Origin of the sequence: Neptuniibacter sp. UBA6509 (assembly GCA_002435145.1) — a bacterium.
In the GTDB taxonomy this organism is placed as follows: Bacteria; Pseudomonadota; Gammaproteobacteria; order Pseudomonadales; family Balneatricaceae; genus Neptuniibacter.
This window is the reverse complement of sequence record DJLT01000103.1, coordinates 1-11405: the sequence shown is the minus strand read 5'-3', so window position 1 is coordinate 11405 and position 11405 is coordinate 1. Positions and strand designations below refer to the sequence as shown.

The window sequence follows — 11405 nt, the reverse complement described above, 5'->3', positions numbered from 1 at the left end:
TCTAGAATTTTGGGGTCTTACCATGGTGAGTATACGACTAATAATGGTTTTGTGGTTGCAATGGGTGTAGATAATCTATTTGATAAAGATTACACACTTCATGAAAGTCGTGACTATGTTTTGGATAGTGACCCTGTACAGGTGGCTGAGCCAGGCCAAAATATTTGGTTGCGTGTGAGCGCGAGCTTCTAGTTTTTTACATGTACTGATTTTAAGTGTGCTAAGTCGTTCCTTCAGGAACGGCTTTTTTATGATTTTTTGTCCTAATTTAACGGATTACCAACAGAACTCCTCAGGCGATTTATTTAAAGTGAGGAGTTTAAGCTTTTTCTCAGAAAGCCAGCGCTGAATATCGATGCCTTCTTTAGGGTAAACACCTTCTGAACATTCCTCTAAGCATTCTAAGCCAACCCAAGTATTACGGCCGTTATTTTTGGCAGCGTATAAAGCGAGGTCTGAGACTTTTAGCATACTATTCCAATGTTTCAACCCATACTCGCGGGAATAGATTTGTATGATAAATAAGCCGATAGAGCAGGTGATTTTAAAGTGGTTTTCACGTCCGAAATTAAAGTTTTCTACTTCGTGACGTAGCCTTTCTGCGATTATTGTTGCCATGTCAGAACTGGTTTGATGACAAAGTACGATAAATTCTTCGCCACCGCTACGGATAATAATGTCTTTATCACGACAGCTTTTTTTGAGTAACTCCGAAAACTGTTGAAGTGTTATGTCACCTACATCATGACCATATCTATCGTTAATTGCTTTGAAATGGTCTAAGTCGATGGTAAAAAACGCCCATTCATCGTCATAAACCCAAGTGTTGGGGGCTTGTAAGTAGTCCTCAAGATAGCGGCGGTTTTTTAAACCGGTTAAAACATCTGTATAGCTCGCATCTCGGTAATCTTTTTTTTCTTGTTGTAGTTTTCCCCAATCTTTTGAAAGATCTTTTGCCATTGAGACAAATGAAGATGAGAGCTGCCCTAGTTCATCACTGCGCTTTAGTAGTTTAAAAGGCTGGTTGCCATCATGCTTTTTGAACATCTCCGCTTGTTTTTGCAGTAAAACAATAGGGTTTATTAATATATTCTTGAGCAAAAAGTAGGTCACTAGACACGAGATGATACCGATAAGAAGAATGGCAACCAGTGAATATGTTATGGCATTAAGGGCTTGTAGATAGAAAGGTCGAGCTTGAAATATATCTATCTGAATAACCTGATTATCGGAATTAATTAAGGGAATTGAACTTTGAGCATGAGTTTGGTTGTTGTCGATAAAGGTGAGGCTTGGTACTAGTTCGGAACTAGTCACAACTTTAGTAGAGAAAGGCGTTGCAATTTTATCTGCAATTTTATTAGTAAGCGATTGGGACAATTTTTTAGCAAAGAATAAATAACCTTGTGCCGGGCCTTCCCCTTGGCTATTTAAAATCCGTTGACGTGCAATGAGCAGAGGCCCTGCTTTTGTTAAGAAAATTCCTTGTGTTGCGATCTCCGTCGGGTGTTGTAAAAGAGGGTGTTGAGCGTTCCATCTATTAAGGAAGAGGGGAGATATGGTCTCGTCATTGGAAAGCGCATCTGAAGTCATTTTCCATACTACGTTGTTCTGCTTGTTTAGGATAAGTAATAAATCTATTTCCAAATCTGCAAGGGTTGCAAGTGGAAGGTTTGAACTTTCATAAGTAGTGTTGGGCGAGATAGAATAATTGTAAGTATCGTCCCATTCACCCCAGTCGACGGCCATGACAGCGAGATGCTCAAGCTCGTTAGTTAGCGCTTGTTCAACTCTCGAAAGACTATCAAGGTGCTTTTGTGTTTCGATTTTACGTACTTCAGGCAAGACAAAGATAATAATTGTCAGAACTACTCCACTCATCAGAAGGATAAAGAAGGTTACTTGTATGAGAAAAAGCTTTTTCGACAGTTTCATTACTACCGCCTTTAGTCATAAATCAGATCAAAATAGATTGTAAGGTTATTTTAGACAATAACTCTATTGTTAGAAGCTATAATGGATAATAAGTTTGGTGCTAGTTCTGTTTGAATTAAAGGTTGCGCATGCCATCGATTGATAAGTTAGTCCGTTTGCATAAGTCTTTGATGACATTAAGTCGTGGAGCCGGGTTTATTGAGTACCCTCGTATCTCTAAATTGAAGCGGATTACCCGTGCTTGTGCTGAGCAGCTGGGTGCCTCCAGAGTTAGTGTTTGGAAGCTCAGCGAGGATAATCAAGAAATAGTCTGCGAAGTGCTCTATATCTTAGAAACGGATCACTATTTTAAAGGTGCTGAACTTAAACGCGCAGACTTCCCCGAATATTTTAATGCTATGTCTGAGGATCGTATTATCAATGCGGATAATGCGATTACTGATCCCCGAACATCTGAGTTTACAGAGCCCTATTTGATACCCAATGGTATTGCTTCAATGCTTGATGCGCCTATTTATGCTGCGGGAAAATTGCACGGTGTTGTGTGCTTAGAGCAGGTGGGGGATGCCAGAGTTTGGGACTTAGCAGAGTTATCCTATGTAGCGTCTTTAGCTGATAGCATTTCGATGATTAATGAGCATGAAAACTGGTTAACAGATCGTGAGCAGCTGGAGTTTTTAGAGCAATATGACTCGCTTACCGGGTTAGAGAGACGTAACAACTTCCAGAAAAGATTAGAGTTTGATCTTCAAGGGGAACTGGATCCTGATAGAACGCGTGTTTTGATGTTATTGGGCTTAGATTTTTTCGCATCTATTAATGATAACCATGGTAACAAAACTGCCGATTCATTATTAATCGCACTGGCGCGCTTGTTGGAGTTTGTTACACAGCCTTACCATTGTCGTTTGGCTAGGGTAGGAGGTGACCTGTTTGGTATCTGGTTGCCAGATTTAAAAAATACTGAACAGTTAGATCTTTTGAATAATAAGTTAAAAACGATCACTGATAACCCGATTAAAACCGAAGATGATACGTTGGTAAGTGTCAGTTTTAGCACTGGTGTTGTGATTTATCCGACGGAGAGTAGTGGGCAGGTAAACCCAATGCGTTGTGCCGAGATCGCATTGCAACGAGCAAAGAGTGAGTCTCGTGGCAATGTGCAATATTTCTCTCTGGAATGGTTGGAGCAGTTGCAGAGTAAGCGTTCACTTGAGAATGAGTTAATTGCTGCACTGGATAACAGCGAACTGGTTGCGCACTATCAGCCTATTCTATCCACCAAGAATGAAAAAATTATTGGTCTGGAGGCATTGGTTCGTTGGCAGCATCCGACCCGAGGTCTTATCCCACCAGGGCAGTTTTTACCTACAGCAAAGAAATTGGGTTTGATGGAGCGCTTAGGCAGCTACATGTTAAAACAGGCTGCCGGTGGTATTAAACGCTTACATGATAAAGGCAGTTCGATTGCTTGGGTTTCTGTGAACATCTCTTCTGAACAGCTATATAACTCGCAACTGTCTCAGCAAATAGAAGATATTTTGAATGAGTTCGATCTCCTCCCGGAGGCGTTGGAGTTAGAAATCGTAGAAGAATTGATTAGTCAGGACTCGGCTTTAGTTCGAGCACAGTTGGCCGCGTTGTCGGAGTTAGGTATAAGACTGGCTATTGATGATTTTGGTACTGGGTATTCATCATTATCACGTTTAAAGCATATGCCGGTAACTAAGCTAAAAGTGGATAAATCGTTTGTGGATGGCCTGCCTCATTCCGAAGATGATTGTTGTATTACACAATCTATCATTGGATTAGCTAAAGGGCTTGAGATTGAGCTGGTAGCTGAAGGGGTTGAAACCAAGCTGCAGGCTGAGTACCTTACTAAGGCAAATTGTGAGTTTGTCCAAGGATTTTACTACGCCAAACCTATGCCCTTAAGTGATCTATTAATGATAGATCAAAAGTCATAGGCTGTAAGAATAGCTTAAACTGATTGAACCGTATGCGTGTCCTTCAGGCTGCTTTTTGAACTCTTTGCTGCGGTGTACTTTTGCAAAAGAGAGTTTCCAGCCGCGGTAGAGTGCTGCCACCCCAAAGGCCGTTTCACCTACCAGTTCCTCTTTATCGACAGAGTGGCTATCGCGAAACGTATTGCCGTCTAAAAATATATCTCTGAGTACCCAGCGACCATCCATTGCAATGAAAGCATGCACGCCAACATTCTGATTTCGGCTACCACGTTGATACCTTCCTCCACCGAGTCCTGGTGCGCTATTATCACCCCCGCTACGAAGTGCAGACGTGCCAAAATCCTGAGGTAGGTTCCAGCCTAGTCGAAATTCACCACCGGCATTGAGGTAGGTTGCAACATTGCCGAAACTTCCGCCCCCATGAAGAATCGTGTCATATTCTAAAAACGGGGCCAATTGCCCTTTAGATATGCGGTTTTTATGTTCGTAGACTAATTGGAATCCCGGTTCGTTTTTAAGTTGGTTATCCCACCCATTAAATTTTTCAAAACCGCGAAGATCATGTATGAAATCTTGCGCTTCTTCTCCTAACGCCATTGGACCGACGACCCCGAGGTTTAGCTCTGCTGTATTCATTTTGTTTAGGGTTCGGCTGTGATAAGCCAAGCCTGTATAGAGCCAAGCTGCATAAGGTCTATCATCGAGATCGACGGTTGTCATTTGGACATCTTCAGGGGTGTATATTTGCTGCCCAAGACTGATCACTAAGTTACGTTGTAATCCATCTAAACGTTTATCGCTCGGGTCGAATAGGGGGAGGTAGGGGCTCGTATCTCTTAACCATTGTGGCAGCCTTTCATCCTCTAAATAATCATCTACGTTAGGAGACACCCATGAAGCTTTAATACCGTTAGTATAATTTTGATCGGTTTCTGAAAAGAGGTCATTCTCAAAATACAGATTTAGCGTCCAAGGTGTTTTGGATTCGGCATAGGCTGGGGAAATTGTGAACAAAGTTAAAAGAATTGTCGCAATGAAATTTATAGCTGTATTCACAAAAAAGAACCTTTGATTTTTTGCTTCCGAGTCAGATTTTTCCAGCTGATAAGCATGAGAATTAAAAATAGGATTAGACATTGTTCAGCTGAACCAATCGTCATCTGTTCCATTGAACTGACAGGACAGAATGTAGAGGCATGGACGAGTTCCGTTAACTTACCTAACAGGTTTGGTTGGCTTGCGAATAGCTCTTCAATGGGCTGGTGGCACTGAGTATATTCATCTCCGGTTTTGGGGTTTTCAGCCAGAGACGATTGTATCCACAGATGATAAGAAGTAACTGCTACGCCTGCAGAGATGAGCGTTATATTTAAGATGGCGTAAATACGCTGTCCAATACGTAAAGGGTTATGAACAATAGCCAACAGAAAAAATTGCAGACTCGTTAGAATAATGAGCTTAGATATTGAAATCAGTGGACTGCTAAATTGTGCGGAAGAGGGCTGAAGGTTGAGTATGATGTAGCCGATAGCCGCTAGGCTTATAAAAAAGCCTAGGGTATTGTAGCGGCGGTAGACTGGATCTTTATTAGCCATATAGCACTCTTGGGTTATCTACAAAAAGCATACGTACAATAATATGTAGTATGCTTCATGTACAGATAAACACCTTTAGGCTATTTCTTCTTCCACTTGCCGTTTTGCAATTGAATGTAATGCCCAGCAGGAGAGCGTTCTTGTAAACGCTGCCCCATGCGTAGTTCAAAGATAGATCGTTCAACACCCGATTTAGAGGCACCTTTAACATAGGCCGCACGTCGCTTTTTATTGATCTGTGCGACTAAGCTTTTAAGATCTGCCGATGGGCTTGAAGTAACAATGCCTAAATAGCCGTTATGCTGCTCACCCATTAAACCTTGGTTTTTGGCCTCATCTTTAGACAGTGCCCAGGCTGGAGCTGCTACTAGAGAGAGTAAAAGTGTAAATAGAGCAAAAATGTTACGTAGTTTTAGTTGTTTCATCACTTTATCTCCCGTTAGAAAATATCACTATTTTCGGATAATAGTTCATCAATCTCACGATCTACCTTAACTAGAATTTCATGTTCTATTTTTACATTGAGGTTGATCGTAATGGGTTCGCTGGGTACAGCAACTTCAACACGGGGTGAACAACCGCTAACACCTGCTAACGCAAGGAGTAGCGCTAAGGGTGGAAGTAGTGAGGTGAGTTTCATGTTGGTTCCTCAATTTAGGCTAGCTACTAAGCTGCTGTTTATAATCTGATTATTCAACGATAGCGTTTCTCAACTGTCTTCGTCAATTTATCCGTAAATTGCAGAGTTTTTAATAATTGAAGTACATTTTCTTCAATATTGATTGTGAAATCGATAGGGTGCCCCTTATTCCAATCAGGGTTATTACCTTTTAAACGTGTTTTTAGTAATGCAGTTCCGTCTGTTAAATAATCGAGCTTAATATCTAACTGTTGATAGTGAAAGTTTCCCAAGGCTTCAATGGCGGTTTTAAGGCCAATGTTGGTTGCCGCATAGGCGGCAACTGATTGGGTAGGGGTAAATACAATTTTGCCCCCAGGGCTTAAGCTGTTGAGGTACCCATCATTAATGGTTAATTCCCCGTTTTTATAATGCATCGGGAGGTTGCCAGAGAGTCGCCCCTCACCGGATAGCCCTTCTTGTTGCTCCAGTTCTAATATGGCTGCTAAATCTAACCGTTCAATATCGATCTGTGTTTTAACTTCTGGATTAAGAAGATCGAATTGAACATCTTTAACTTTAACCTGCCCCCCAAGTAGCTCCGCTTGCAGTGTTTTGAGTTTGACTAAGCTACGTTTGGATTGCTGAGTAAAAGTGTAATTTGAATCTATATTGTTAATCTTAATACCCGTTGTAACCTTTCCTAGCTTAATCTTGCCTGTATCAACTATTTTCCCTGAGGCATATAAGCGGGTTTTTGAATCAAACTCAATCTGCTCAACAAGCGACTCTTCCCAGCTAACACTGCCTTGACGAATACTGTTATTGGCTTGAAGAGTAAGTTTTCCATGCTTCCATTCACCCTGTGCATTATGGAATAGGGAGCCTGAAAGTAGGCTTAACTGAGGAGGGATAGGAATAAAGTTACTCATCTGTTTATCTATTGTAGATAACTTTATCGGTTTAGTTGACCAATTAAAGCGGGTGTTCTTTGATAGGAGATAGGTCGATACTTGCCCTTTAACCTCTATAGGTAGATTTTTGGTGCTTAGATTAAATTGATGTGTCAGCCGTTGCTTATTTAAGGAGAAATGATTCTTTAATTTGAGAATGGGTTGCTGTTTTTTATCAAACTTCAGGTTTACTGAAGGTGCTTCTATTGTCCCGTTTAGGGTTAACGCATCTAGAGTGCTGCCTAGATTGATGTTGGTCAGGCTAATTCCCAGTTTTATCTGCTTTATCTGTAACCTTGGTAAGGTTATGTCGGTGGAGTGCAGGGTAAAATCAAATGGATCTAATTGCAGGCTCAGTTTTTTGTCTAGCATCGACTGTGCAAGGTTGATGCTGAGGTTTATTTCATCTTGGAGCGCTAAGTTAATTTCTTTGATGGGTTTGCTATGTCTCTCAGGTTTTACATCATGAGCTGATAATTTGCTTTCAGGACTTATTGAGACTGAAAGTTCTTGTCCTTTATAGCGAAGCGTTCCCTCAGTGCTTATTTTGGCCATGCCTACTTCGGGTACAGGCGATGTGATCAGTAGCGTGTTTTTAAACTGTTGTGTTGTTTGTACATGGCCTATGAACGCAGCTGGCGTAAATTCTAATGGAAGGCTCGTGAGTCCTTGGCTTTGAAGGGCTCCGTTTATATTGGGGAGCGTGTTCGTTAATGTTTCTTCGTTGCCTAAAAGCGCATCTATATTGGGTTGGAGTGCTTCATACCAGAGGCGTAGTTGAGTGATATCGAGTGTTTGCTGCGAATCAAACTCAATCTTATCGGGGTAGGGTATGAAGGTTCCTTTGAGTGTAAACAGAGGGGATTCATTTTCTAATAAGCGAAAATTAATCCGGTTTTGCTTGTTGAGCGTTAATTCTACCGTTCCCATCGACTGAGTATTTAGCTTAGCGTTTATCTGGGTTTGCAGTGTCTCTTTGTCAAAGCTTAGATTACCGTTAAATGCCCAGTCATTTGTCGTTGTAGGGCCTTTAACAAACAGTTCAAACTGTTGTAGATCGACAGTATCAGTGGGTATTTTTTCAAACCATTGTTCGGGTAAAAGGCTTTGTAAGTCTAAGTTATGATCTTTATTACGCGTGTCGCGATTTGTTAAGTAGGTAATGGAGAGCGATGTAGAAGGTAGTGTTATCGATTTTATCTGTTGCTGTAGATAAAGGGTTACGGGGTTAAAGTGAATCTGAGCATTGTTAGCAATTACATGTAGCTCTTCATCGGGGGATCGTTTTGTTAACTCAAGTTTATCCACATGCAGACGGTTCCAGCGTGGATGCTGTATGGCGAAGGTGACATCTGAAAAACCTTGTTGTAATAGCCAATGCTCAAGGGATTTTTGCGCAATTATCGGAGATAACAGGTAGAGACATAAGGGGAAAACAAGTAATGAAAATAGGCTGAGAGACACTAGCCAGCGATATAGCTTCGTGCGCTTTTGCATAGTGCCTCCCTTATATACCTGATGCTGATTAATCCAAGTTTAAATGCAGCTTTCCATTTTTCTATTTTAATCCTCTAATTCTAGGTCATAGAGTCTTTCAACGGCATCTTTTAGGTGGAATATTAGCGTTCCATATTGGTCTGAATCATTTTCGATATCTATATCGCCTAGACGATCAGCGGTTTCTTCAAGTGATTCGCCGCGGTTGTCGATGCCTTGATCACCCAGCAGCCAATACATCAGACCGTAAATCTCTTTGACGGAGCCTACTTGGTCAAGGTCTTCGATAATTTCATTACGGATTTCAGTAATGATAGGCATTAAAGGGGATGCATTATCGGTATCTAAATACAGATCAAGTAACTCACCTGCTGTAGAGATCGCGTAATCCGCTGAATCAATCAGTGCATTACTTGTTTCTATACGCTCAAGCCTTGGCTGATCACTCGCTTGGTTTTTGATTAAATAGAACATTAACGGATTTTCCTAACAACGTTCATTCCATCTCTAACAGTTAGGAATAAGTTTTCCACATTAGGGTCTGCGGCGATCTCTTTGTTCAGGTCAACGAGAACATCGTCAATATCGGATTCAGGCTGTAAAACTTTACCGGACCACAGCATATTATCCAAAATTATTAAGCCACCAGGGCGAGTCATCTCTAGCACCTTACGGTAGTAATTTAGATAGTTACGTTTATCCGCATCGATAAAGGTAAAATCTAATTTCATATCCAGTGTTTCGATGGTTTCAATCGCTTTACCAAAAATAGCTTCGATTTTGTGGCCGTGTGGGCTTCTGTCGAAAAAGGTTTGTGCAAATTCGATCGCGCGTGGGTTAGTTTCACAGCAGATTATTTTACCGTCTTCTGGCATCCCTTCAGCAATAGATAGGGCTGAGTAGCCTGTGAACATTCCGATCTCTAAGACATTTTTGGGTTGATGAAGTTGGGCTAATAGCTTGAGAGTACGCCCCACTAATCGACCTGATAGCTTCTGTGGCCAGCCCATGTTTTTATTGGTTTCATCAATTAATTCCTGAAGCAGTGCAGGCTCAGGTGTTGTGCTTTGAAAGGCGTAATCTTCTACTGCTTCGTTTACCAAAAATTCCACGTGATCTTCTCTATCTATAGGGAGTAACTTAATTAATAACGCTGTTTGAGGTTATTAAGGTGTTACCGGTTTTAAAATGACTTTACTTGCCCAAACGTTGAGTACTGGACCACCATCTTCTGGGGTCAGTTCAAACTGGCAGATAATAATATCACTTTCTGGGCACTGCTTGATAATTGCTTTTGCATTCGCAGGTGCAGTTAGGCAACCTGTTTGTGGTGGTGTACCCACGCCGTAAAGTGACCAGCGAAGTAGTTGTTTATACTGATCAAGCGTTTGGCAAACGCTGTAACTGCTATCAATGACTCGATAGGTTTGCTTGTCTTCAGCGAGGGCAGGCAGAGTGATACATAATAGGACAATCTGGACTGTTCTTTTAAACACTCTTTTTATCGATGTTTTTAACATTGAGAGACCTCTAAAAATCTACACGGCGGACTATATTATAATATGACGCTAGGAAGGAAACGTGACAACGTTTGTGTGATTAGGTTTTGGCTTTTCTGATGGACGTCAGCTAGCTGGCTGCATATCTGCAAACCAGCCGTTGTATTTTTAATTATCGCTGGGTAATCGCAGCCCAGTCTAAATTTTTAAGTCGGCTCTGAGCGATGTAATAAAGTGTGCAGCCGGGTTTTATCTTCTTTTCTAGTGAAGGATTAACTTCAGGTTTTCCATCGCTATCAAGATCAACCGCGATGAGCGTCGCACCATAATTTTCTTTCAGTGGTACATAAAGATCGCGTACAGAAATTTCGGGCAGGTTTTCAGGCATAACGACGGAATACTGTGTCATACCTGTTGTCGCATTGAGTAGCTCGTGGTGAAGAATACTCGAACCTGGATCCATAGCTGATTTTACCATCATCTCTGTCGAGACTGAGGGTGTGCACTCGATGGTTGGGCAGTGTTGCTTTAATAACAGGCTAAGACTCTCATCACGGAAATACGCGATGATATGAGCATTAGGGTTGTGGTTATAAGTATTTAATGCCGCTGTTAAGGTCTGATCGTCTTCAGTGCAGTCGATGATAATAGTGGAGGCGTCATTAATACATGCCCGTTGTAAGCCGTCTTCATCATTCAGTGATGTGCTGCGTATAAATTCGATTTGGCCAGGCATTGGATTTTCAGATTCACCGGCGACACATAAGCAAACGTCTCTGTTTCTATTATCTAAAGCTTCTGTTTTTAACAGCTTTAATAAAGTCAGTGTACGCTGTTCATTCCAGCCGAGGACTACAATATGATCTTCTAAATTAAGTGTTTTAAGACCCATAACTCCTTTTCTCCATTGGAAGGCGCTGAAGGCAGCAAGTTTACCGACGGTTAGTGCAAACATGCCTAGGCCTACAGGAATAATGTAGAAGGCAACAAGTGTTTTACCTAGAGGTGTTGACGGTGATAGATCACCGTAGCCAACGGTTGAGGCTGTTACGATCAACCAATAGATGAAGTCTGCCCCTATGAGCGTCTCTTCTTTGGCTATATACAGCAAAAACCAACTACTCAACCCATAGAGTAGTAGCATGGCTAAAACCGCGGGTAGCTTCATATTCTTGAAGTGGCGGTAGACCAGCTTGCGTAAGCTTTTGAAAACGTACATAAATCCCTAAAATGAATAAGATAGGAGGAGATTTTACATCGCTTACATTGAAAACGCCAAAAGCTCATTGCTGTAGAGAGAATAGCTACTATGTAAGACTAGGGAAATGGGATGGACTCCC

The 11405-nt window shown here is 41.5% G+C and carries 12 protein-coding genes; 2 read left to right on the top strand and 10 right to left on the bottom strand.

Annotation, left to right across the window (positions count from 1 at the left end; genetic code table 11):
• Positions 1 to 192, top strand: a 192-nt coding sequence (locus tag B4K11_RS13130; RefSeq protein WP_292950596.1) for a hypothetical protein, incomplete at its 5' end; no start/stop codon positions are given.
• Positions 193 to 276: 84 nt separating this feature from the next.
• Here the strand turns inward: B4K11_RS13130 and B4K11_RS13125 are convergent.
• Positions 277 to 1935, bottom strand: a complete 1659-nt coding sequence (locus tag B4K11_RS13125) for a diguanylate cyclase (protein WP_292950594.1) — start codon at positions 1933 to 1935, stop codon at positions 277 to 279.
• 128 nt (positions 1936 to 2063) lie between these two features.
• Between B4K11_RS13125 and B4K11_RS13120 the strand changes: the two genes are divergently transcribed.
• Positions 2064 to 3902, top strand: a complete 1839-nt coding sequence (locus B4K11_RS13120) for a sensor domain-containing phosphodiesterase (protein WP_292950592.1) — start codon at positions 2064 to 2066, stop codon at positions 3900 to 3902.
• Here B4K11_RS13120 and B4K11_RS13115 read toward each other — a convergent pair.
• From B4K11_RS13115 to B4K11_RS13075, 9 genes are all read right to left on the bottom strand, one after another.
• Positions 3897 to 4958, bottom strand: a complete 1062-nt coding sequence (locus B4K11_RS13115) for a lipid A deacylase LpxR family protein (protein ID WP_292950590.1) — start codon at positions 4956 to 4958, stop codon at positions 3897 to 3899. The genes B4K11_RS13120 and B4K11_RS13115 overlap by 6 nt on opposite strands.
• A complete protein-coding gene (locus B4K11_RS13110) occupies positions 4955 to 5497 on the bottom strand; it encodes a disulfide bond formation protein B (protein WP_292950588.1) in 543 nt (180 codons plus the stop codon). The genes B4K11_RS13115 and B4K11_RS13110 overlap by 4 nt, the downstream gene beginning before the upstream one ends.
• Positions 5498 to 5577: 80 nt before the next feature.
• Positions 5578 to 5922 carry a YdbL family protein gene (locus B4K11_RS13105; RefSeq protein ID WP_292950587.1) on the bottom strand — a complete coding sequence of 115 codons (345 nt, stop codon included), beginning with the start codon at positions 5920 to 5922 and terminating at the stop codon, positions 5578 to 5580.
• 14 nt (positions 5923 to 5936) lie between these two features.
• Positions 5937 to 6137, bottom strand: a complete 201-nt coding sequence (locus B4K11_RS13100; protein WP_292950586.1) for a YnbE family lipoprotein — start codon at positions 6135 to 6137, stop codon at positions 5937 to 5939.
• 53 nt (positions 6138 to 6190) lie between these two features.
• Complete coding sequence (locus B4K11_RS13095; RefSeq protein ID WP_292950585.1) at positions 6191 to 8566, bottom strand: YdbH domain-containing protein; 2376 nt, start codon at positions 8564 to 8566, stop codon at positions 6191 to 6193.
• Between the two features lie 66 nt (positions 8567 to 8632).
• On the bottom strand, positions 8633 to 9040 hold the full coding sequence (locus tag B4K11_RS13090; protein WP_292950584.1) for a hypothetical protein: 408 nt from the start codon (positions 9038 to 9040) through the stop codon (positions 8633 to 8635).
• Positions 9040 to 9678, bottom strand: coding sequence for an O-methyltransferase (locus B4K11_RS13085; protein ID WP_292950583.1), 639 nt, complete (start codon positions 9676 to 9678; stop codon positions 9040 to 9042). Before B4K11_RS13085 ends, B4K11_RS13090 begins: the two co-directional genes overlap by 1 nt.
• 54 nt (positions 9679 to 9732) lie before the next feature.
• Positions 9733 to 10086: a hypothetical protein gene (locus tag B4K11_RS13080; protein ID WP_292950582.1), complete on the bottom strand. Its 354-nt coding sequence runs from the start codon at positions 10084 to 10086 to the stop codon at positions 9733 to 9735.
• A 151-nt stretch (positions 10087 to 10237) separates the two neighbouring features.
• Positions 10238 to 11284 carry an ion channel gene (locus B4K11_RS13075; RefSeq protein ID WP_292950581.1) on the bottom strand — a complete coding sequence of 349 codons (1047 nt, stop codon included), beginning with the start codon at positions 11282 to 11284 and terminating at the stop codon, positions 10238 to 10240.
• Positions 11285 to 11405 lie beyond the last annotated feature (121 nt).

Coding starts and splice junctions, on each gene's coding strand:
- B4K11_RS13125 (WP_292950594.1), bottom strand. CDS start 1,935: ATGAAACTGTCGAAAAAGCTTTTTCTCATACAAGTAACCTTCTTTATC.
- B4K11_RS13120 (WP_292950592.1), top strand. CDS start 2,064: ATGCCATCGATTGATAAGTTAGTCCGTTTGCATAAGTCTTTGATGACA.
- B4K11_RS13110 (WP_292950588.1), bottom strand. CDS start 5,497: ATGGCTAATAAAGATCCAGTCTACCGCCGCTACAATACCCTAGGCTTT.
- B4K11_RS13105 (WP_292950587.1), bottom strand. CDS start 5,922: ATGAAACAACTAAAACTACGTAACATTTTTGCTCTATTTACACTTTTA.
- B4K11_RS13100 (WP_292950586.1), bottom strand. CDS start 6,137: ATGAAACTCACCTCACTACTTCCACCCTTAGCGCTACTCCTTGCGTTA.
- B4K11_RS13095 (WP_292950585.1), bottom strand. CDS start 8,566: ATGCAAAAGCGCACGAAGCTATATCGCTGGCTAGTGTCTCTCAGCCTA.
- B4K11_RS13090 (WP_292950584.1), bottom strand. CDS start 9,040: ATGTTCTATTTAATCAAAAACCAAGCGAGTGATCAGCCAAGGCTTGAG.
- B4K11_RS13080 (WP_292950582.1), bottom strand. CDS start 10,086: ATGTTAAAAACATCGATAAAAAGAGTGTTTAAAAGAACAGTCCAGATT.
- B4K11_RS13075 (WP_292950581.1), bottom strand. CDS start 11,284: ATGTACGTTTTCAAAAGCTTACGCAAGCTGGTCTACCGCCACTTCAAG.